Source organism: Paenibacillus sp. SJS-P3, assembly GCF_056711585.1.
Genome location: NZ_CM160043.1, coordinates 4,005,206 through 4,027,500, shown reverse-complemented (window position 1 = coordinate 4,027,500; position 22,295 = coordinate 4,005,206). Strand labels below are relative to the sequence as shown.

General features: G+C 58.6%; 19 protein-coding genes (1 of these 19 cut by a window edge). 16 read left to right on the top strand and 3 right to left on the bottom strand.

The window, feature by feature from the left end; translation table 11 throughout:
* Positions 1–397: the end of an NAD-dependent epimerase/dehydratase family protein gene (locus AC06G8_RS18530; RefSeq protein ID WP_480283528.1), read on the top strand. Its footprint begins 500 nt before the window's first position; the window shows 397 of its 897 coding nt (coding positions 501–897); its start codon lies beyond the left edge, outside the window; its stop codon occupies positions 395–397.
* Positions 398–459: 62 nt separating this feature from the next.
* Here the strand turns inward: AC06G8_RS18530 and AC06G8_RS18525 are convergent, their stop codons facing one another.
* Positions 460–1,773, bottom strand: coding sequence for an MFS transporter (locus tag AC06G8_RS18525; protein ID WP_480283527.1), 1,314 nt, complete (start codon positions 1,771–1,773; stop codon positions 460–462).
* A 160-nt stretch (positions 1,774–1,933) separates the two neighbouring features.
* On the opposite strand from AC06G8_RS18525, the gene AC06G8_RS18520 reads away from it, so the two are divergent.
* Complete coding sequence (locus AC06G8_RS18520) at positions 1,934–2,797, top strand: YitT family protein (RefSeq protein ID WP_447665283.1); 864 nt, start codon at positions 1,934–1,936, stop codon at positions 2,795–2,797.
* Positions 2,798–2,873: 76 nt separating this feature from the next.
* Positions 2,874–4,055, top strand: a complete 1,182-nt coding sequence (locus tag AC06G8_RS18515; protein ID WP_480283526.1) for an SPL family radical SAM protein — start codon at positions 2,874–2,876, stop codon at positions 4,053–4,055.
* 3 nt (positions 4,056–4,058) lie between these two features.
* On the opposite strand, the gene AC06G8_RS18510 is transcribed toward AC06G8_RS18515, so the two are convergent.
* Positions 4,059–4,298, bottom strand: coding sequence for a hypothetical protein (locus tag AC06G8_RS18510; protein ID WP_480283525.1), 240 nt, complete (start codon positions 4,296–4,298; stop codon positions 4,059–4,061).
* Between the two features lies 1 nt (position 4,299).
* On the opposite strand from AC06G8_RS18510, the gene AC06G8_RS18505 reads away from it, so the two are divergent.
* From AC06G8_RS18505 to msrB, 12 genes are all read left to right on the top strand, one after another.
* Positions 4,300–4,437: a hypothetical protein gene (locus tag AC06G8_RS18505; RefSeq protein ID WP_447665286.1), complete on the top strand. Its 138-nt coding sequence runs from the start codon at positions 4,300–4,302 to the stop codon at positions 4,435–4,437.
* Entirely contained in the window at positions 4,434–5,369 is a 936-nt protein-coding gene (locus tag AC06G8_RS18500) for a helix-turn-helix transcriptional regulator (protein WP_480283524.1), read from the top strand. Before AC06G8_RS18505 ends, AC06G8_RS18500 begins: the two co-directional genes overlap by 4 nt.
* Before the next feature lie 367 nt (positions 5,370–5,736).
* Entirely contained in the window at positions 5,737–6,186 is a 450-nt protein-coding gene (locus tag AC06G8_RS18495; protein WP_480283523.1) for a MarR family winged helix-turn-helix transcriptional regulator, read from the top strand.
* A 21-nt stretch (positions 6,187–6,207) separates the two neighbouring features.
* The gene (locus AC06G8_RS18490; RefSeq protein ID WP_480283522.1) at positions 6,208–9,393 is read left to right on the top strand and encodes an MMPL family transporter; all 3,186 of its coding nucleotides are present in this window, start codon (positions 6,208–6,210) and stop codon (positions 9,391–9,393) included.
* Between the two features lie 240 nt (positions 9,394–9,633).
* Positions 9,634–10,638, top strand: coding sequence for an aldose epimerase family protein (locus tag AC06G8_RS18485; protein ID WP_480283521.1), 1,005 nt, complete (start codon positions 9,634–9,636; stop codon positions 10,636–10,638).
* A 104-nt stretch (positions 10,639–10,742) separates the two neighbouring features.
* Positions 10,743–11,528, top strand: a complete 786-nt coding sequence (locus AC06G8_RS18480; RefSeq protein ID WP_480283520.1) for an SDR family NAD(P)-dependent oxidoreductase — start codon at positions 10,743–10,745, stop codon at positions 11,526–11,528.
* 100 nt (positions 11,529–11,628) lie between these two features.
* Complete coding sequence (locus AC06G8_RS18475) at positions 11,629–14,409, top strand: CHASE3 domain-containing protein (RefSeq protein ID WP_480283519.1); 2,781 nt, start codon at positions 11,629–11,631, stop codon at positions 14,407–14,409.
* Between the two features lie 65 nt (positions 14,410–14,474).
* The gene (locus tag AC06G8_RS18470) at positions 14,475–14,807 is read left to right on the top strand and encodes a LapA family protein (RefSeq protein ID WP_480283518.1); all 333 of its coding nucleotides are present in this window, start codon (positions 14,475–14,477) and stop codon (positions 14,805–14,807) included.
* 78 nt (positions 14,808–14,885) lie between these two features.
* A complete protein-coding gene (locus AC06G8_RS18465; protein ID WP_480283517.1) occupies positions 14,886–16,343 on the top strand; it encodes a nicotinate phosphoribosyltransferase in 1,458 nt (485 codons plus the stop codon).
* Complete coding sequence (locus AC06G8_RS18460) at positions 16,315–17,460, top strand: alpha/beta hydrolase (RefSeq protein ID WP_480283516.1); 1,146 nt, start codon at positions 16,315–16,317, stop codon at positions 17,458–17,460. The genes AC06G8_RS18465 and AC06G8_RS18460 overlap by 29 nt, the downstream gene beginning before the upstream one ends.
* Positions 17,461–17,661, top strand: a complete 201-nt coding sequence (locus AC06G8_RS18455; RefSeq protein ID WP_447665296.1) for a hypothetical protein — start codon at positions 17,461–17,463, stop codon at positions 17,659–17,661. It begins immediately after the preceding gene.
* 112 nt (positions 17,662–17,773) lie between these two features.
* Entirely contained in the window at positions 17,774–18,730 is a 957-nt protein-coding gene (gene msrB / locus AC06G8_RS18450; protein ID WP_447665297.1) for a peptide-methionine (R)-S-oxide reductase MsrB, read from the top strand.
* A 91-nt stretch (positions 18,731–18,821) separates the two neighbouring features.
* Here the strand turns inward: msrB and AC06G8_RS18445 are convergent, their stop codons facing one another.
* A complete protein-coding gene (locus tag AC06G8_RS18445) occupies positions 18,822–19,403 on the bottom strand; it encodes a TetR/AcrR family transcriptional regulator (protein WP_480283515.1) in 582 nt (193 codons plus the stop codon).
* 336 nt (positions 19,404–19,739) lie between these two features.
* Between AC06G8_RS18445 and AC06G8_RS18440 the strand changes: the two genes are divergently transcribed.
* On the top strand, positions 19,740–22,013 hold the full coding sequence (locus AC06G8_RS18440; protein WP_480283514.1) for a YhgE/Pip family protein: 2,274 nt from the start codon (positions 19,740–19,742) through the stop codon (positions 22,011–22,013).
* The last annotated feature ends 282 nt before the right edge of the window (positions 22,014–22,295 follow it).

Below are 22,295 nucleotides of genomic sequence, written 5' to 3'. Positions count from 1 at the left end.
GCTGCACTTCCACGTCGACAAGGTGCTGAGCGGGAAACCGATCGGAGTGCCGTCCCCGGACGCGAGAATCTCCTTCGTGCATTCCGCCGAAGCGGCGGCGTTCCTGTGCTGGCTCAAGGACAGCTCCCTGAACGGACCGGTCAACTGCTGCTCGAACGGGGATATATCCATCCGGGAAGTCATCGGCCTTGTGGAGAAGGCGACCGGCAAAACGGCCGTCATCCCGGAGCAGCCGGCGGACGAGCAGAGATCCCCTTTCGGAATTGGAAATTCGTGGCATATGGACAATTCCCTCGCTGCGGCGGCGGGATTCGAGTTCTACAGCCTTGAGCAATGGCTGCCCGAGCTTATGGAAGAGCTTGTCGCCGAGGCGAAGGCTGCTCATGCCGGGAACTGATCTGCTGTACGGCTAGGCCGCTGTAACATCCATGTCGGCCTGGCATCGATTGAAGCCGTATCCTAGAAGCCGCTCCCTGCCGGAGCGGCTTCTCTGTTTTTGAGATGGCGGAGCAGGAGGGCGGCTGCGCAGGCGCAGAGCAGCGCGCACAAGCCGATGAACAGGAAGCCGGCCTGCATGCCGCGCATCTCGCCGCTGCCGGAGTTGCCGAACAGACGCCCGAAGCCGTCGGTGATGGCTCCGATCAGGAGATTGCCCGCTACGCTTGCAAATCCGAGCATCGTCACCGTAAACGTGATGGCTGCATCGCTCCGGCCTGCGTAGCGGACAGCCAGAAACGCCATTACCGTCGGATAGATCGGAGCGATGCCGGCTCCGGCAAGAGCGAACAGCCAGGCTCCCGGTTCCCCGGCGAATACGGCCGCGACGGTGCAGAGACCGGAAAACAGGGAGAAAATGAGAATGGAGCGGATAAGGCCGATTCGGTCGGTAAGAGGGCCAAGCACGAGCCGCGCAGCGGTGAAGCAGACGAAGAACCCCGAGAGCATCGCGGAAGCTGCCGTCCCGTCCCAGCGGTAGGCTTTTTCCAGAAAGGCGGGAAGCCAGCCTCCGAAAGCCATCTCGGCTACGACTCCCGCGGAGAGGATGGCAACGACAAACCAGGCCACGGGATCTCTCGCATACTGGCGCACCGAGAGGCCGCCAGCTGCGGCAGGACCGTCAGGCTCCGTCTCTTGCTTGCGGGCGGACGATGGATCTTCGGCGACTTCCTTGCCGGGGAAACGTGCGAGCAGAGCCGGGATGGCAGGCAGAATCGAGAGGGCCATGACGAGAGCATACATCCCTCCCCAGCCGAGGGGACCGCCGTCTCCTGGACGGAAAGCCATCAAATACGCGGCGGCCAGAGGCGCGGCCATGGAGCTGAGACCGTAAAAGAAATGCGCTAGATTCATCATCGTCCCTGCGTTGCGGGTGAAAATCCGCGCTCCAAGCAAGGACAGGACGATCTCGAGGGCGCCGTTGCCGATGTAGAGGAAGAAGTAGGCGGCGGACAGCGAAAAAAAGCCTGAGGAGGCCCAGATGAACAGCCCGGATACGGCCATCGCCCCGAAGCTGGCGACCGTCGTCGCGCGCATGCCGAGCTTGCGCACAAGGAAGCCGGTGAAGGAGCAGGCGATCAAGTACCCGAGGGAGTTGAACGCCAGCAGCAGGCCAATCTGGAATTCGCTGATTCGCAGGTCGGCTTGCATGCGCGGAATGGCGGGGCCTTTAATGTTCTCCGACAGGCCGAAGACAAGATAGCCGGCAAAAACGACGGCAAGCAGCAAAAAAGAATTCCATGAAAACGAGCCGGCTCGCCTGCGCAAAGTATTCATAATAGATGCCGCACCTCCGGAGACTGGCATCCGGAAGGCCGGACACTTTTCGTACCAATGTATCACACCGTTCGAGGGCGGACAATAACGGGCTTGCTCCGGCATTTCCGGGGAAGAATGAGGGGATGGGAAGATTCAAGGCGGGAGAGGAATTCACCTCATGAAAAGCACATCCTGGGGAAAGCATGCGAAAAACATAGCCGCCATCCTGGCCGGCTCCGCCCTCATGGGGTTCGGAATCAATGAAATCAATCTGGCCAACGGCTTGGCGGAAGGCGGGATAACGGGCGTAGCCCTGATTCTCAACTACGTGCTTGGCTGGAGCCCCGGCTGGTCCAGCCTCATCATTAACGTCCCTATCTTTTTATTGGGCTGGAGATACATGGGGCGAACCAGTTTTATTCATGCAGTAGTCGGCTCGCTCAGCCTCTCGCTGTTCCTCCTCTTGTTCGAACCGTTCAGGCTGCCGCTTCAGGACTTGCTGCTGGCTTCCCTGTATGCGGGGGCTATCGTCGGAGCGGGATTGGGGATCGTGTTCCGGCACGGCGGCATGACCGACGGGGTGGACGTCCTGGCGATGCTGTGCAGGCGATCGTTCGGCTGGAGCCTCGGGAGGACGATTTTCGTCACCGATGCGGCCGTTGTGCTGCTCTCTTTGATCTATTTGGACCTGACAAGAGCCATGTATACTCTGATTGCCATGCTGGTCGGAGCGAGACTGATCGATCTCGTCCAGGAAGGCTCCCATTCGGCCAAAGCAGCGATCATCATTTCCCGGAAGCCGGAGCTGATCTCACGCGAGATTTTGCGCGAGCTCAAGCGGGGAGCGACGTTCCTCGACGGGAGAGGCGCATTCAGCAACAGGCGCGCCGAAGTGATTTACTGTGTCGTCAGCCGCAAGGAGACAGGCCGTCTGAAAAGGCTCGTGCATGAAGCCGACCCCGGCGCATTTGTCACGTTCAGCGACGTGCACGAGGTCGTCGGCAAAGGCTGGGCACAGGAGCGGGATGAATCGGGCGTCTAGCATTGCCAGATGCTCATTCCTATGATATAGTAAAGCTATATGGGAACAAATGTTCTTGTCTGGAGGAGGTGCGCTCATGAGCGCGAAGCGGTTGGAGACGGTCGTCGTCAAGCAAGCGATGACCCGGGTCAAGGAAGAGAAGATGCCGTTCGGCTGGTCGATCAATCCATACCGCGGCTGCGCCCATGGCTGCAGCTTCTGTTATGCGAGAGCGTTTCAATCGTTCATCGGCCTTGGAAGCGACGAGTTCCAGGATCATATTCTCGTCAAGGACAATGCCGCCGAAGCGCTTCGCAAGCAGCTGCACAATATGGCGGCTTCCCGGCGCTTCGACCTTCAGGAGCTGGCGAGGGACATCGGCCATATCGCGATCGGCACGGCGACGGATCCTTATCAGCCTGCCGAGAGCAGCCGGCAGGTGACGCGGGAGTGCCTCAAGGTGCTGGCCCGCTACCGAGTGCCGGTATCGATCACGACCCGTTCGCCGCTGGTTTTGCGGGATATGGACATCCTGGCCGATCTGAATCTGCTCTCGGTCAACATCAGCCTGAATACCCTCGACGATGAGCTCATCCGGTTCCTGGAGCCCGGCGCGCCTCTGCCGCGGCAGCGGCTTCAGGCTCTGGCCGAGCTCAGAAATGCGGGCTTGCCGGCCGGCGTGTTCGCTGCGCCGATACTTCCGCTGCTGACCGACTCCCGTCCCCGGCTCGACGAGCTGATGGGAGCGGTCAAGGAGGCCGGCGCGGGTTATATGATGACTTCCTTGCTGCGCCTGACACCGGACGTGAAGAGCTGGTACTATGGAATGCTTCAGCGATACGATGCCTCGCTTCTTCCGGCTTACGACCGGATCTTTACCGGTGCCTATGCGAGCCGCGATTACGCGGAGCGGATTCAGCGAATCGTCTCGGAGCTCAGGGTCTTGCACGGAATTCCAGAGGACCGTTTTTATAGGGAAAGTGCGGGAGGCGTCCGGGAGAGCGGAAGGGGGAAGGCTGATGCCATGCTTGCCGCGCCTGTGCGTGAAGGGAGAACTGTGCCCGTTGATTCAGCGGAGTCAGTGAATGAAGGGATATCGAAGATCAATGCAAGGGCTGATCTCTCCCCGGCAGCAGCAGATGGACATGCCGGGCAACGGCATGCCTCCGAAGGGCCTGGTTTGGCAGGCAAGCTGGCCCGCCTCAGGGAAATCCCCGGCGCGGGATGCACGCCGGGGACGGAGATCGAAGTATTGGAGCAGATGTCTCTCCCTTTCTGAGGCCTAGAAGCCGGTATGATATTTACGCGCGCTGGATGAATCGTTTTTGGTCTTGGTCTTGTCCTTCTCGTCCTGCTGTTCGATCGTCTGGTCTTCCACCGGAATGGAATCCACGTTCATCTGGGAAGGATCTGAATCCATCAGGCTTTCCTTCTCCGTCGGCAGCATCTCCGGATTGTCCCGGTCCTGGATGGCGGAGCCTCCAGGCTGATGGTCCAGCTTTTTTTTTGATGGTTCGGTCATCATGATCACCTCGTTGGATGGGTTGTACTTCTTTACCCGGCCGCGCCCGGAAGTGAACCTGGGCGATGCCATGACGAAAAATGGCAGCCTGCAGGCGGCGGCCTGCAAAGGATTGAATGCAAGGAGGGAGCCCGATTGAAGCTGGAAAGATTGCTCGGCATCACGATGCTGCTGCTCGGACGCAGGCGCGTCGGGGCTCAGGAGCTTGCCGAGCGCTTCGAAGTGTCGCTGCGCACCATATACCGCGACCTGGAGACGCTGAATATGGCCGGTATCCCTGTCATTTCCTATCCGGGCCTCTCGGGAGGCTACGAGATTATGGAGAGGTATCGTCTGGAGCGGCAATATTTGAGCTGCGACGAGCTGCAATCCATCGTGACAGCGCTGCGCGGAGTAGGGTCTGCCTTGAGCGGAGAGCAGCTCTCGTCGCTGATCGACAAGGTGATCGCCTTGGTGGAACGATCCGGAAACGGGAGCGGGAGCTCCTCCGGCGAGCGGGTGCTGATCGATCTGCATCCATGGAAGGAGAAGGAGCGGCATCAAGCCATGCTGAGAACCATCCATGAAGCGTTGGATGGATGCAGGCTGCTGAGCATCGTCTATCTCGACTGGCAGGGAACGAGCAGCGAGCGGATGGTGGAGCCGGTCGGACTTGCCCTGAAGGGTTATATTTGGTATTTGCACGCCTATTGCCTGAAGCGCGGCGATTACCGAACCTTCCGCCTCAACCGCATGGAACAGCTGGATCTCCTGACAGAGACGTTCACCCGCCGTGATGTCGATCTGCGAGAGCTCGACAAGCGCATGGCGATTCAAGACAGCCTCAAAATCGACCTGAAGCTGCTGTTTCACCCCTCGGTCAAGACGAGAGTGCTGGATGATTACGACCGGAGCTTCATTGTCATCCGGGATGACGGCTGGCTGGAGGTCACGGATCGCGAAGAACAGGGCTACTGGCTCTATTCCCGGCTTCTCAGCTATGGCCCCCATGTCAAGGTCGTGGATCCTCCCTATGTAGCCCGCAAGCTCGTGGATCAGGTAACGGAAATCCAGGCGTTGTACGAAGCCTGATGGGCTGAACGTGGCTGGAACAGCCCGGAACGGCCGATGGCGCCAGCCGCCTACAGGAATGACGCGGGCCGCATGTAGGAATGACACGATCCGCAATGTAGGAATGACGCGAGCCGCAATGTAGGAATGACGCGAGCCGCAATGTAGGAATGACACGAGCCGCAATGTAGGAATGGCGCGAGCCGCATGTAGGAATGACACGAGCCGCAATGTAGGAATGGCGCGAGCCGCATGTATGAATGACACGAGCCGCAATGTAGGAATGAAGCGAGCCGCCTTGTCTGTTGACAGGGCGGTTTTTGACGTGATAAAGTTCGATTATCAAACTATTTCAATATCGAACTTGTACAAGAAAGGAGGACTGGCGATGAAGGAAGAGCTGCTGCCGGACATCATCAAGCGGTACGAGGCCGCGAGCTTTGTCGTGACGAGGCGTTTCAATGCCTTGATCCAGGAGAAGCTTCCGGAGGATCTGACAAGGGAACAATTCGGCATTGTCCGTTATTTGAACTCGCGAGGCGAGTCGGGCGGGGGCTGCACTTCAACGGAGCTTGCGGATGCTTTTTGCGTGGGCAAAAGTACGATTACTTCCTTGATTACGCGGCTGGTCGACAAGGAATTGATCCAGCGCAATCCAGACGGCAAGGACCGCAGAGTCACGTTTTTGTCGCTCACAGACAAAGGAATTCGGACAGCGAAGGAAACCGACCGGATCATCAAAGAAACTCTCGGACGTTATATCCAGGCATTCGAGGACGAAGAAGCTCTGCAGTTCATTGAAATGTTCGAGTTTCTGGCCGACAAACTAAAGACTTGATAACCGGAGGGGAATCATACTGTGAGAACGATATTGAAATGGCGCTGGGCCATCTTGATTGTTTGGATAGCGGCTGCAGCCGGATTGATGCTGTCCGCTCCGGATATGCAGCAGCTCGTCAGGGACAAAGGCCAGATCACCGTCCCGGACGGTTATTCCTCGGCGTCCAGGCTGATCAAGGAGAAGAACGCCCAGTCCTCCGACGCGTCCAAAAAGGATGAGTTGTCGGCCGTCCTGGTGTTCCACCGTGCAGAAGGGCTGAGCGGGGACGATAAATCCGCCATCCGTTCAGGGCTTGACGCCATGAAGCAATCGGGCGGCAAGGAGGGGATCGTGTCGGTCACAGGCCCCTTCGACCAGAAGGAGCTTGAGGACCAGTTGATCTCCAAGGACGGCAAAACGATGCTTGCCCTCGTGAGCATCCAGAAAAACGGCCGTGAAGCCGCCGACCTGCAGGACGCGCTGTACAATGCGGCTTCCGGCATCAAGACGGAGCATTACTACACTTCCGAATGGATGATCAACGAGGATCAGGTCAAAAGCTCGATGGAGGGCTTGGCGAAGACCGAATACATCACCGTCATTTTCATCCTTGTCATTCTGTTCATCGTTTTCCGCTCGGTCGTAGCGCCGTTCGTGCCTTTGCTCGCCGTAGGCCTGAGCTATCTGCTGTCGCAGTCGGTCGTGTCGTTCCTCGTCAAGTATGCGGACTTCCCGCTCTCGAACTTCACCCAGATCTTCATGGTGGCGATCATGTTCGGCATCGGAACGGATTACTGCATCCTGCTGATCAGCCGGTACAAGGAAGAGCTGTCCCATGGACTAGACCGCACGGAAGCGATATTGGCCACTTACCGCACAGCCGGGCGCACGGTGCTGATCTCGGGGGCGGCGGTTCTGGTCGGCTTTGCCTCGATCGGCTTCTCCACCTTCGTGCTGTACCGCTCGGCGGTTGCTGTCGCCGTCGGCGTCGCCGTGCTTTTGATCGCGCTTGTCACGCTGGTCCCGTTTTTCATGGCGGTGCTCGGCAATGCGCTGTTCTGGCCGGCAAGAGGTTCTCTCGAGCATAAGGAAAGCCGCATGTGGGACCGCATGGGCCGTTTCTCCCTGCGCAAGCCGGTATGGGCTCTCGTTATACTCGCCATCTTCATCGTGCCATTCATGGCTGCATACAAAAATACGATTTCCTTCAACTCGCTGCAGGAAATCGGGGATGAATACCGTTCCGTCAAGGCGTTCAATCTGATCTCCGACAGTTTCGGTCCCGGAGATTCGATGCCTTCGACCGTCATTCTGAAGGCCGATAAAAGCTTCGACAGCAAGGAAGGCCTGGCTGCTGTCGAGCAGATCAGCCGCGAGCTGTCGAAAGTGGACGGCGTCAAGCTCGTACGCAGCGCCACCCGGCCTGCCGGATCTCCGCTGGAAGACCTCGAGGTATCCAAGCAAGCCGATACGCTTGGCGGCGGCATCGGCCAGAGCACGGATGGACTCGATAAAATCGGCAAGGGGCTGAAGGAAGCCAGCACCAGCCTCGCGGACAATGCGCCGAAGCTGAAGCAGGCTGCCGACGGAGCCGGCGAGCTCGTCACCGGCACCGCCAAGCTGCAGGACGGAGTCGAGCAGCTCGGGCAAGACCTCGAGCGGATCCGCAAAGGGCTTGTGGACGGATCGGCCGGCGCCAAGGAACTGAGCGCTGGACTTGCGCAAGCGCAGCAGAGCGCCGAGCAGCTGGCGGCAGCAAGCGACAAGCTGCTTGCGGGCTACAAGCAGGTAGGAGGAGGATTGGGGCAGCTGTCTTCCGCATATGGAGACGCCGCCGCCAGCCAGAAGGAGCTGGCCCAAGGACTTGCCGGATTGGAGCAGGCCTTCCAGGCGCTCGGCGACAAATATCCGGAGCTGGCGGCAGACGCTCAGTTCCAGGGAGCGATGCAATCGCTCGGCCAGCTGTCAGGCGGAGCTTCCCAGCTTGCCGGTGGACTGGAGAAGCTCAATGTCCAGCTGAGCTCGGCAGCCAAAGGCATCTCGGATGCCAATGCCGGCTTTTCGCAGGCGGCAGCTGATCAAGCGGCGCTTGGCGACAGCCTGAAGAAGCTGGCTGCGGGACTCGAATCGCTGCAGCAGGGGATTTCCCAAGCAGCAGCCGGCCAAGGCGAGATCATCGGCCGCCTGCCGCAGGTGACGAGCTGCTTCAGCTCCCTGCAGGAAGGACAGAAGCAGCTGCAGACCGGCTTTGCCGATCTCGACGCGCAGCTGGGGCAGCTTACCGGCGGGCTTGAGCAGAGTGTCGACGGCATCAGCCAAGTATCGAACGGACTTGGCGAAGCCCGGACTTATCTGGATGAGCTGTCGGCACAGCCGGATTCGGGACTCAGCGGCTGGAACTTGCCGGAGCAGGCTCTTGCCGATGCGGACTTCAAGAAAGCTCTTGAAGCCTACTTGTCTCCTGAAGGGAACATGACGACTCTCGATGTCGTGTTCTCGACAAATCCTTATGAAGAAACCACGCTCAATAAAATTCCGGATGTGAACGCGGCCGTGGAGCGCGGTCTGAAGGGAACCGGCTACGAAGGCTCCCAGTATGCGATCGGAGGCATCACGAGCACGCAGCATGATCTCAATACGATCTCGGACGAGGATTATTCCCGTACCGTTATCCTGATGCTGATCGGCATTTCCATCATTCTGATCCTCCTGTTCCGTTCGATCGTCATTCCGGCTTACATCATGGCTTCGCTGCTCATTACGTACTATACGTCGATGGCTATCGCCGAGGTCATCTTCGCCCGGATTCTCGGTTATGACGGGATCAGCTGGGCCGTGCCGTTCTTCAGCTTCGTCCTGCTCATCGCGCTCGGCGTCGACTACAGCATCTTCCTGCTCGACCGCTTCCGCGAATACAAACATCTGGCTCCCAAGGAAGGCATTCTGCGCGCCATGCGCAACATGGGATCGGTCATTCTGTCCGCCGCCGTCATTCTCGGCGGAACGTTCGCGGCGATGCTGCCTTCCGGCGTGATGTCGCTCATGCAGATCGCCACGATCGTCTTGTGCGGATTGGTCCTGTACGCATTCCTCATGCTTCCGCTGTTCGTTCCGGTCATGGTCAAGACGTTCGGAGAGGCGAATTGGTGGCCGTTCATGCAGCGCGAGAAAAGCGCGGATCATGGCCCCGAGATGCAAGGGGAGCCGTTCATGGCGGATCGGTAACAATCTGCAAGGCTGAAAGAGCAGCCAGTGAAGCCTTGCTTCGCTGGCTGCTTTCTTTTCCTCTGCATGCAGATTTCTCCCTGTTGAATGCGGGGTGCCGGAACCTCGGCGTCAAGCGCCGGCATAGACGGCGCCAGGCTTTTGCTTGCAGGGCAATAAGCTTGTCAATTCGTATAGAACAGGTCGAAAAAAATATGGTAATCTAGTAGAAGCGGAATTTAGAGAGGAGCGGATATCCATATGAGCAGCGCGAGCAGTGCGTTTGAGGGCATCTATCAGGGACAAAAGGCGATCTATCTGCGGGCGGGAGCTTACGAAGCGGTCATGCTTCCCGAAATCGGAGGCAATCTGGTTGCCTTCCGTGATCTGGTCAACGGATACCGGTTTCTGCGCGAGCCGGCACATGAGGACATGCAGAAGTTTCGGGAAAATTCCATCGTCTGGGGAATTCCGGTGCTTTTCCCGCCCAACCGGTACGAAGACGGCAAGTTCCCTTGGAATGGCAGAATCTATCAGCTTCCCATCAACGAGCCGGCAACGGACAACCATCTGCACGGTTTTCTCTATCAAACCCCTTGGGAAGTAGAAAGCTTCGGCCATAAGGGCGACGAGAGCTTCGTGACGGTATCGGTAAAGGTCAACGAGGACCATCCCGCCTATCGCCGGCTGCCATTCAACTATACGGTGCGCCTGCACTATTCCCTCGGACCGGACGGCCTGTCCCAACGGGTCACGCTCCGCAACGACGGAAGCGAGTCGATGCCTTGCCTGCTGGCGTTCCATACGACGCTCAACGCCCCGTTCTCTCCAGGGAGCAAAGCGCAGGACTGCAAGCTCAAGCTGACGATCGGCGAGCGCTGGGAGATGAGTCCGAGGATGCTGCCAACCGGTTCTTTCATGCCTCTGAGCACCGAAGAAGAGAACATGAAGGAAGACGGAATCGATCCATTCTGGACGGCGTTGGACCACCATTACACAGCCGTTCCCCAAAATGGCCGCAACCGGATGGAATTGACCGACACGAAGCGCGGAGTCACTCTCGTCTACGATGTCGGAACCTCCTACAAGCAGTGGATGCTGTACAACAATCAGGGCCGGGGAGAGTTCTTCTGTCCGGAGCCGCAAGTGAATCTCGTCAATGCTCCCAACATGAGCCTTCCAGCCGAGGAGATGGGGCTGTTCGAACTCGAACCGGGCGAGATCTGGGAAGAGCGCGCCCGCTTCTATGTCAAGGTAGGCCGCTAAGCCGCACGACCGATCCGGACGACAAGACACGACACAGACTTCGATTTCCCGGGAAATGCAAGAGGCGATCCGGATGGATTCGATACCATCGAAGGAGGTTGACCATGGATCTCAAGCTGAGCGGAAAACATGCCGTCATCACAGGAGGCAGCAAAGGCATCGGATACGCCACTGCGCTCACGCTGGCCCGGGAAGGCGCTCATGTTGCCCTGATCGCCCGTACGATAGAGGATCTCGAAGCGGCGGCGGAACGGATTCGGCAGGAGACCGGGGCCGGCGTCCTGACGGCGGCCTGCGATGTTGCCGATGCCGATGGAGTCAAGCAAGCCGTCTCGGCCATTGCGGAGAAGTGGGGCGGGAAAATCGACATTCTTATAAATAATGCGGGAACGTCTGCGGCAGCCCCGTTCGAGGAGGTCGGCATCGAGAGCTGGGAGGCCGATATCGGCTTGAAGCTGATGGGAGCCGTCCATATGACCCGCGAAGCGCTGCCGTTCATGAAGCGGGCCGGAAGCGGCGCCATCGTCAACGTGACGGCGATCGGAGGAAAGTCCCCTGCGGCGGCTACGCTTCCTTCCTCGGTGACCAGAGCGGCAGGAATCGCGCTCACCAAAGCGATGAGCCGGGATCTCGCAGCCGAGGGCATCCGCGTCAACGCGGTCTGCATCGGCATGATCCGCAGCGATCAGATCGAACGGAAGTGGAGAAGCGACGCTCCCGCGCTCAGCTGGGAGGAGTATGCCCGGGATCCGCGCCATGCCGTCCCGCTCGGACGGATCGGAGAGACAGAGGAGGCTGCGGATGCGATCGTCTTCCTCGCTTCCGATACGGCTTCTTATATAACGGGGACGACGTTGAATATCGACGGAGGCAAATCGCCCGTGACCTGATTCCGGAGGTCGATTCCGACATCCGTCTCGAACATTGAGGGATAATCCGGCGCAGGGCCAGCTTATGCGCCCTTCGCCGGCCAGAACAGGGGATAGAAAGTTGTCGAGCCAATCGAAGCGGAGAATTACGATCAGATCCAAGATTATCGCCGGTTATGCCGTCATATTGGTATGCCTGGCGGTTTCGATTCTTGTCGTCTTCACCCAGCTCGGAAAAGTACAGCAGGAAACGAATTACATTACGAGCCATGATATCGAAGTGCATAATCTAACGAACAAGATTGAAAAAAACATGCTGGACATGGAGACCGGACAGCGAGGCTTCATTGTTACCGGCGAGGATAATTATCTGGTGCCATACCGAAATGGGTTTTCGGACTGGCAAATCAATTATGACAGTCTTATGGAGCTTATATCGGACGACCCTCTTCAGATGAAAACATTGGAATCGATCCGGAAGGTCATTGAAGAGTGGCTGGCCATAACGATGCCTGTCATCGATTCCAAGCAAAACGGTGACGAGGCTGCGATCCGCGAGTTTTATGTCATTGACCGAGGCCAGCAGGACATGGACAAGCTCAGGGGAATGTTCGAGGGGTTCCGCGGCACGGAGAAAACCCTTACCGCCAAACGGCTTGCCAATCTGGAGGAAGGAAACAGCATGCTTCGAATGACGCTGCTGTCGCTGCTCGGACTGTCCATCCTTCTGTCGGCTCTGATCGGCTGGCTGCTGTCGCGCTCCATCGTGCGCACGATCCAAAATGTGACGGATTGCCTGGAGAGCATGTCCGGAGAAAGCGAGCAGAGCGCAGCCGATCTCTCGATCCGGGTGCCGATCTCGACTTCGGATGAGGTGGCCGATCTTGCTGCCGAGACGAACAAGCTGCTGAAGAAGCTCGAAGGAGAGAGCTGGATCCAGCGCTGCAGCGTAGAACTGGGCTCCCGCCTGCAAGGCGCGGAGCATCTGGACGAGACGGCCGACATGGTGGTCCGCTACATCGCGGAGGCTCTGAAGGCGCCTTACGGGGCGCTGTATATTTCCGATCCGCAGCACGCTGGAGCCAAGTTGACGCTTGCCGCGTCCGTATCGGGCGGCGGATCGGCTCTGGAGAAGTCGCCCGCTTCCTTCGGCTTCGGAGAAGGGCTTGTCGGACGCACGGCTGCCGAAAAGCTCAAGCGAAGCTACGCCGTGCCGGAGACGTATATTCGGATCTCCTCCGGACTGGGCAGCGCTCCGCCTACTCATCTGCTGCTGATTCCGGTCCTGTTCGAAGGAAAGACGCTGGGCGTGCTCGAGCTGGCCTCCTTCAAGCCATTCGAGCATCATCTGGAAACATTCGCAGAGAAAGCCGCCAATATGCTGGGCAGCGCCCTCAACAGGCTGTTCACGCAAAGTCAAATCCAGAGCCTGCTTCGCGAGTCTCAGGCGATGACGGAGGAGCTGCAGGTTCAGACGGAAGAGCTTCAGACCCAGCAGGAGGAGCTGACCGTCTCCAACGAGCAGCTTGGACGGCAGTTCGTGCTGTCGGAGGACAAGAACGACGAGCTGAGCCAAATCCAGTCGGAGCTGAAGCAGTATTCCGAGCGGCTGGAGCTGACTTCGCGCTACAAAAGCGAATTTCTGGGCAACATGTCCCATGAGCTGCGGACGCCGCTCAACAGCATGCTGATCCTGTCGGAAATGCTGGCCGAGAATCCAGCCGGGAATCTGTCCGAGAAAGAAGAGGAATTCGCCAGCATCATCCATTCTGCCGGGGTGGATCTGCTGGATCTGATCAACGACATTCTTGATCTGACGAAGATCGAGGCCGGACGAATGGATCTGCAAGTGGATGCCATCAACATGTCGGAGCTGCCGGAGAGCATGTTCTCCGGATTTTCCGGCATTGCCCACAAACATCAGCTTGACTTCAAGATGAACTGCGGCGAGGATGTCCCTTCCCTGCTGTACACGGATGAGAGGAAGCTGAGGCAAATTCTCAAAAACCTTCTTTCCAACGCCTTCAAGTTCACCCCTCAGGGAGGAGTGTCTCTGGAAATTGCGCTCGTCCCCGCCGAAGAAGCCAGGAAGCTGCTTCCGCAAGCCGGCGGAGAGGAGATCATCTCCTTCCGGGTCAGCGACACCGGAATCGGGATCGATCCTTCCAAGCAGGAAGTCATCTTCGATGCCTTCCAGCAGGCCGACGGCACGACGAGCCGCCAATTTGGAGGCACTGGCCTCGGACTATCGATTTCCCGCGAGCTTGCCGGATTGCTGCGCGGGCTCATCACGCTCGACAGCAGCCCGGGAGCGGGCAGTACGTTCACCTTATATGTTCCGTCGTTGGCCTCCTTGACGAATGCCGGCGGCGCAAGCAAGGATGCGGCTGAGGCTGAATCGCATCAATTCCAGACGACGCCGGAGCGGAGAGATTCGGAGCCGTCTTGGGGAAGGAGCGCAGCCGCCAAGCAGCAGGCAGCCGCGTCATCCGACCGGAGCGGCAGCCATCCGGCTCTGGCAGGCCGGCTTATCCTGCTCGTCGATGACGACATCCGCAATGTCTACAGCCTGTCGAATGCCCTGGAGATCGAAGGGGCCGAGGTGCTGACAGCGAACAACGGCGAGGAGGCGCTTCAGCTTCTCGACGAGCGAGAGGATATAGACGTCGTCCTGATGGATATGATGATGCCGGTCATGGATGGCTATGAAGCGACGAGACAGATACGAGAGCATCCCCTGTACCGCGATATTCCCGTCATCGCTCTTACCGCGAAGGCGATGATGCAGGACCGGGATCTATGCCTGGCCGCAGGGGCTTCGGATTACATCAGCAAGCCGATTGCGATCGAACAGCTGTATTCCCTGATCGAAGTGTGGATGCCGAAGAAAAAAAGGGTTTGAACGGGCATGGCGTCCGGGTAAAAGGGAACAATATCCAATGAAGAGAAGGCTTGAGGTGATTTCCGATGAAAACGCAAGGTCTGTTAATATCCGGCTTGGTTTTTGCCTTGATCATTGCCATATTCGCCGTCATCAACGTCGATCCGGTGCGGGTCAACTTCATGTTCGCGACGACGAGCGCGCCGCTTATCCTGGTCATCCTGATCTCGGCTTTGCTGGGCGGTCTGAGCACGGGGCTTTTCGGAATCATCCGCCAATACCGGCTCCAAAGGGAAATCAAAGGATTGAAGAGAGAGCTGGATGAATCCCGGGCGCTGCACAGCTCCGACCGGCCCGTCATCCAGGATCGGGACCTGCTTGCGGAGCATGACAACGGATTGTTGAAACCGGCTGAATAAATTCCGAGCCAAAGGCTGCGCCGTTCAAGCGGCGCAGCCTTTGCCATTGGCGAAGCTTGTCCATCTAGGAGGTCAACGATGAACTGCGAGGATCTAACGCTTCATACCGACAAATACCAGGTCAATATGATGTATGCCCACTGGAAGATAGGCACGCATAACCGCAAAGCCGTCTTTGAGATGTATTTCCGCAAGCTGCCCTTCGGCAACGGATTTGCTGTTTTTGCCGGATTGCAGCGCATTGTCGAATACATCTCCAAGCTGACCTTCAGCGAAGAGGATCTGGACTATCTCCGCACCCAGGAGGAAGGATACGAAGAGGATTTCCTGGACGAGCTGCGCTCCTTCCGTTTTACGGGCACGCTTGAAGCAGTGCCGGAAGGAACGCTCGTATTTCCGGGAGAGCCGCTGATCCGGGTCGAAGCGAGAATCATGGAAGCCCAGCTCGTGGAGACGGCTCTTCTGAACGCGGCCAATTTCCAGACGCTGATCGCGACCAAGGCATCGCGGGTCAAGCAGGCGGCGGGAGACGATACGCTGCTCGAATTCGGAACCCGGCGCGCCCAGGAAATGGATGCGGCCGTATGGGGAGCAAGGGCGGCTTACATCGCCGGCTTCCATGCCACAAGCAACATGAGAGCCGGCATGATGTTCGGCATTCCGGCAAAGGGAACCCATGCCCATGCCTGGGTACAGGCATTCGACAGCGAGCTGGAAGCCTTCATGAATTACGCCAAGGCGCTCCCGGATGGAGTCACGCTGCTTGTCGATACGTACGACACGCTCAAGAGCGGCGTCCCCAATGCCATCCGGACGGGAGAAGAGCTGAGGAAGGAAGGCAAGGAGCTTCAGGGCATCCGGCTCGACAGCGGCGATCTGGCGGTGCTGTCGAGGGAAGCCAGGCGGATGCTGGACGAAGCCGGATTTCCCGATGTGAAGATCGTCGCTTCCAACGACCTGGACGAGCATATCATCATGAATCTCAAGGCTCAAGGCTCGCGGATCGATACATGGGGCGTCGGCACGCAGCTGATCACGGCAGCGGATCAGCCCTCCCTAGGAGGCGTATACAAGCTCGTCGCCAGAGAGAAGGACGGCCGCTACGAGCCGGTGATCAAAATCTCAGGCAACCTAGATAAAGTGTCCAATCCGGGCGTGAAGGACGTTTACCGCCTGATCGATCGCCGAAGCGGCATGGCTGTAGCCGACTTCATGACTTTGCGCGGGGATTCGGCGCCGACGGAAGGAGCGATGCTCAAGCTGGTCGATCCGGCCCACCCATATGTGACGGCAGAGGCGGAGGATTATGCAGCCGTTCCGCTGCTGAAAGCAGTCTTCCGGGACGGTCAGCTGACGGGAGCACTGCCCGCATTGGATGAGATTCGAGCTTATCACGCCGAGCAGCTGAAGCTGTTCCGCCAGCCTCATCTGCGCAAGCTGCATCCGGAGCCGTATCCGGTTGCTTTCAGCGAGTCGCTATGGAGCCTGAAGACGGAGATGATCCAGCGTGTCAAGCCGAGAACGGGAGGGCGCTGATTCCGCGAAGCGTCCGATTGGACCCCGCTCGCTGCCGCTCAGGCTGCTGCTTGGCATTGTCCATGCCGGATCTTGGATGACGGGCCTGCCATTGCGGCGGATGCGCCCTCGCATGCGGCTGTTCATGAAGGGATTGGATGCGGCCGCAGCCCTTCGGGTGGAAGGCAAGGCAGTCTGGAAGGACATGGCCGTAACTGCCCATGACGGCCGCCTGATTCCTGTTCGCCTGTATCGGCCCGAGAGCGCAGGCGAGTCGGACAAGCTCCCGGTTGTTTTGTATTTCCATGGCGGAGGCTTCGCTCTTGGCGACCACACCGCCCGGCACCGATACAATCGGGCCTGGTGCGTGCTGAGCGGCTGCGTGCTGCTGTCGGTCGGGTACAGGCTGGCGCCGGAGCATCCGTATCCGGCCGGAGTGGAGGATGCTTACGATGTTTTGGATTGGGCCTCGATCCATGCGTCCGGCTTCGGGGGAGACGGCAGCCGGATAGCCGTGGCCGGCGAGAGCGCTGGCGGCAATATCGCGGCTGTGACGGCTTTGCTGGCCAAAGAGCGCGGAGGGCCGGACATCGCCTGCCAGGCGCTGCTGTACCCGGCGGTCGATCTGACAGGCGGCGCCGACAGCGCGGCACAGCCTTCGCTGCGGGAAAACGGCAGGCAGTATTTGCTGACGCTGCGGCTGCTGCAGCAGTTCGCGTCCGCTTATGCCCCGAAGGACAATCGAAGCCGGCCAGCCGTATCTCCGCTCTTGGCGGATACGCTGGAGGGTTTGCCGCCGGCGCTCGTCGTCACGGCGGAGCTGGACCCGCTGCGCGACCAGGGGCATCAGTATGCCGAGCGTCTGCGGCGGGATGGAGTCGCGGTTGAATACCGCTGCTACGCGGGAATGATTCACGATTTTACGGCGATGATGCCGGGCTGGATTCCGGCTGCGGGACATTCGCTGCGGCTGGCGGCCGCCTATGTTCGGCGGGAGCTGGCCGCTGCAGGCAGCAGGATGCCATTCGAAGCGGATTCGGGGTTTTCCCCAGGCGGCGAAGAGAGCTCGGAGCTCATGGACTCGATCTTGAGGGAGCGGAGTCCGGAGCTGATGGTCCGGGAGGAAGGATGGAGCTAGATGAGCGATGAAGTACGCATGAACAGGCTGGCGGAAGAGAACGGGCAGCTGAGGGACCGCCTGTCCGGGCTGGAGCAGGAGAAGGCTTCTCTCGAAGCTGAGGTCGCCAGGCTCAGGGCGGAGATGCAGCGGCTGCGCAGAAGAATGGGCGGCGGCGGCTCGTCCATGTCGACCAAGCTGCAGGATGCGCTGCGGGAGTAGAGGCTTGGACTTGAAGGGCATGCTTTCGTTATAATAGTAGAAAGGGCCCGTAATAGAGTCCTTGCAGCATGATTGAATGCGACGATTACGATACCCCAGGAGGGATTTAGTTATGGCAAACGAGCAACTAGCTACATTCGCCGGAGGCTGTTTCTGGTGCATGGTATCTCCGTTCGAGGAGCAGCCGGGCATTATCAAGGTAGTCTCCGGCTACACAGGCGGACATAAGGAAAACCCGACTTACGATGAAGTATGCGCGGGCGATACCGGCCATACGGAAGCCGTTCAAATCACTTTCGATGCCGATGTGTTCCCGTACGCCAAGCTTCTGGACATCTACTGGCAGCAGGTCGATCCGACGGATGCGATGGGCCAGTTCGCGGACCGCGGCGACTCGTACCGTCCGGTCATCTTCTATCATAGCGAAGAGCAGCACAAGCTTGCGGAGGAATCCAAGCGCAGCCTCGAGGAGAGCGGGCGCTTCGACCGTCCGATCGTCGTCACGATCGAGCCCGCTGCAACGTTCTACGATGCGGAAGACTATCATCAGGACTACCACAAGACGCATCCGTTCCGCTACAAGATGTACCGCAAAGGCTCCGGCCGGGACGCCTTCATCAAAGAAAACTGGACGATGAAGAAAAACGAGGACGATCTGCGCTCGCGGCTCAATCCGATGCAATACGAGGTGACCCAGAACAACGGTACGGAGCCTCCGTTCCGCAACGAGTTCTGGGATCACAAGGAGGAAGGGATCTACGTCGATATCGTTTCGGGAGAGCCTTTGTTCAGCTCCCTCGATAAATTCGATTCCGACTGCGGCTGGCCGAGCTTCACCCGCCCGCTGAGCAAGCAGGGCGTCAACGAGAAAACGGACACGAGCCATTTCATGGTCCGCACCGAAGTCCGCAGCCTCCGCGCCGACTCCCATCTGGGCCATGTTTTCGACGACGGTCCGAAGGATCAGGGCGGTCTCCGTTATTGCATTAATTCTGCTGCGCTGCGCTTCATTCCGAAGTCGGAGCTGGAGCAGGAAGGCTACGGCGAGTATGCTTCCCTCTTCCAGTAAGGTTTAACCGGCATGCCCAAAACAGCCGCCCGGCGTCATCGCGAGATGATGCCGGGCGGCTGTTTGCGTTGATTATGGTGCAGGACCAGGGCTATTCCTGCGCGGAAACTCCGTTCAGGAAGTAGAGCTCGAACAATTTCATGATTTCTTCTTCCTTCATCGGCTGTCCCGTTGCGGCCGGCCAGTCGCTGACGAGCGTGATGAACAGTTTGATCAGCACATAGGCGGTAAGCTTGGGATCGCAGGGCTTGATCTCGCCTTTGATGATGGCGTCCTGGACGGCGCCGCTGACAAAGCCGTTCAGCGCTTCTTCGGTCATGCGGATGCCGAAGCCGGCCGCCGCGCTTCCGAATTCCTTCATCTCCAAGGAGAGGCGGACGCTGAGCTCATGCTCGCGGCGGTAGGTAAGCACGTCGAGCAGGCAGCGGTGAAGATTTTCGGCGAACGGCTTGTCCGGATCGATGGCAGCCTCCGCCACGGCGAGGATCTCTTTGATGAAGTTGTTCATAATTTCCTCGAACAGCTGCTCTTTATTATCGAAAAAAGTATAAATCGTTCCTTTACCCACTCGCGCGATTTTGGCGACCTGATCCATTGTAGTGGCTTTATAGCCGAACATGGCAAAGGATTTGGCTGCAGCGTTGACGACTTCCGTCCTCCGATCGATGGACATGAAAGAGATCGCTCCTTTATATCGGGGTTCCTCAGCCATCCCTTCATTGACCGTGGAACGAAAAATGTATTTTGGTCATTTGATACCAATCATAACTTTTCTATACGGAGAATCGCAACGGCCGTTTCATTTTTTACTTGAAGAGACAGGGCTTGCACTTCGGAGGAGCTCTTGCAAGATGCCCGAGAGCATGTTAAAGTAGTTTTTGACCAACTGACCGAAATTGATTTTTGGTCAGAACTTGAAGGAGAGAGCTACAGTGATCCAGCGGATCCTCGCTGGTTAGCATGCGCAAGCTGACTGAAATGATAAACGAAAGATAGGGTGAGAAATACAATGAAAGCCTTGAACGTCGTCGGCAAAGACCTGAAGGTCATGTTCAAGAAGCCGATGCTTGCGATTTCGTTCATTGCCGTTGCGTTTGTTCCTATTTTGTACAGCGGATTTCTGATCAAGGCGTCATGGGATCCATACGGCCATCTGGAGAAGCTGCCCGTTGCCGTCGTCAACGAGGACGCCGGAGCGGTGTACAAGGGGAATACGCTTGACGCAGGACATGATTTCATCGACGAGCTGAAAAAAAACGAGAAATTCAACTGGCAGTTCGTAAGTCCTGCAGAAGCGGAACAAGGAATGAAAGACAACGAATATTATATGACGATCCGGGTTCCCAAGGACTTTTCCGCGAAAGCGACGACCTTGATGAACGACAATCCGGAGCGGGCCGAGATTATATTCGAGCCGAACGGCGATTACAACTTCATTGCCGGCCAGATCGGCAACAGCGCGATGAAGGACATTCGCGCGGATCTGAGCTCCGGCATTACGAAGGCTTATACCGAGAGCATGTTCGACCAGGTCAAGGAAATATCGGACGGCTTCTCGGAGGCCAGCAACGGCGCCGGGGAGCTGAAGGACGGAGCCGGCAAGGTGGATGACGGAGTGGCGAAGCTCAAGAGCAATCTCGCCAAGCTTGCGGAAGGCGCGCAGAAGCTGCAAAGCGGCATGGATCCGCTCAGCCAGGGAGCCGGCAAGCTGAAGGACGGCACGCAGTCGCTCGTCAGCGGCAGCGGAAGCCTCGCAAGCGGCCTCAGCCAGCTGCAAGCGGCCGGAGGCCAGCTGGAGCAGGGAGCTTCCGCGGCCAAGCAGGGAACCGACAAGCTGGCCGCAGGGCTGCAGCAGTCGGCGGACGGAAGCGCCAAGCTGCAGCAAGGGCTGCAGCAATCGGCGGACGGAAGCGCCAAGCTGCAGCAGGGCTTGCAGCAGTCGGCGGACGGAAGCGCCAAGCTGGCGGATTCGCTGGCCTCGGCTGAGGAAGCGGGCGCGAAGGTGGCCGGCGGAGCCGAGCAGGTCGCGGCAGGCTGGGAGCAGCTCGTCAAGGCGAATCCCGAGCTTGCGGACAACGAGCAGGTGAAGCAGCTGCTCGCCGCGACACAGCAGCTCGCGCAGGGAAGCAATCAGCTGAGCGCAGCCCAGCAGCAGCTGCTTGACGGCGGCAAGCAGCTGGCTGCCAGCCAGCAGCAGCTGCTTGACGGCGGCAAGTCGCTGAATGGAGCCCAGCAGCAGCTGCTGGAAGGAAGCACTTCGCTCAGCGCCGCGCAGAAGCAGCTGCTGGCCGGAGCGCAGCAGCTGCAAGCCGGCACCGGCCAGCTGCAGACGGGCCTGCAGCAGTTCAATGCGAAGCTCGGCGACGCCGTATCCGGCGGAACCAAGCTGGCGAGCGGAGCGAAGGATCTCAGCAGCGGCGCCTCGCAGCTCGCCGGCGGCCTCGGCCAGCTCGCCGGCGGCGTCGGTTCCGTCGCGGACGGAACCGTCAAGCTGGAGAATGGCGCAGGCGAGCTGAAGGACGGCACGACCAAGCTGATCGACGGCTCGGGAGAGCTGCAGACCAAGCTGAAGGAAGGCGCCGACAAAACTTCCGACATCAAGGACGGGCAGCAGACGGTGGATATGTTCGCCGATCCGGTCCAAATCAAGGAAGACGGCTCGCGCAAGATCGAGCTGTACGGCGTCGGCATCGCCCCGTACTTCATCTCGATGGCGCTGTTCGTCGGAGCGCTGTTCTTCACGACCGTCATTTCATCGCGCCATTCGTTCCAGGAGAGCGCGGGCAGGCTCGGACGCTTCATGAGCCGCACATCGGTGTATGTGCTCATGAGCATCAGCCAATCGGTCGTGGCGACGCTGATCCTGATGTACGGACTCAAGCTGACGATCGCGGATAAGCCTTTGTTCGTCGCCCTCGTCTTTGCCGCCAGCCTTACCTTTACGCTCATCGTTCAGGCTCTCGTCACCTGGGGCGATCAGGTCGGCCGCTATCTGGTCGTCATGCTGATGATTCTGCAGCTCACCTCGAGCGCGGGCACCTTCCCCAAGGAACTGCTGCCTGAATGGATGCAGGCCGTGAATCCATGGCTGCCGATGTCCCACAGCATCACCGGGCTCAGAGCGGCGATCGGCAGCGGCGACTCATCGGTCATCTACTCGCAAATAGGTTATCTGGGCATCTACGCGGCGATCGCGCTTGCTCTGACCGCTCTTTACTTCGCTATATCCGGCCGCAACAAATCCAGCATCGACGCGATGCAGGAGCCGGCCGTGCCGGTCTGATCCTTTCTCTTATGAACTCAGGGACTGCCCTAACAGTCATGAACATGACTGGGGCGGTCTCTTTTTGTTTTTTTAGCGCATTCGGTTGGAGGAGGGATATGCATGCATGAAACAGGACTCGAAGCAGACTTGAAAAACGGATTCCGCAAGCGAAAGAAATCGATTGTAAGGATGTTCTTTAAATGGTATAACCTACCTTGAAATCGCACGAGCTGCCTATGACCACTTGACCGACGAGCAAAAGGGCCAAGTTACGAATCTGGCCACGCTGACAGCAGCCGA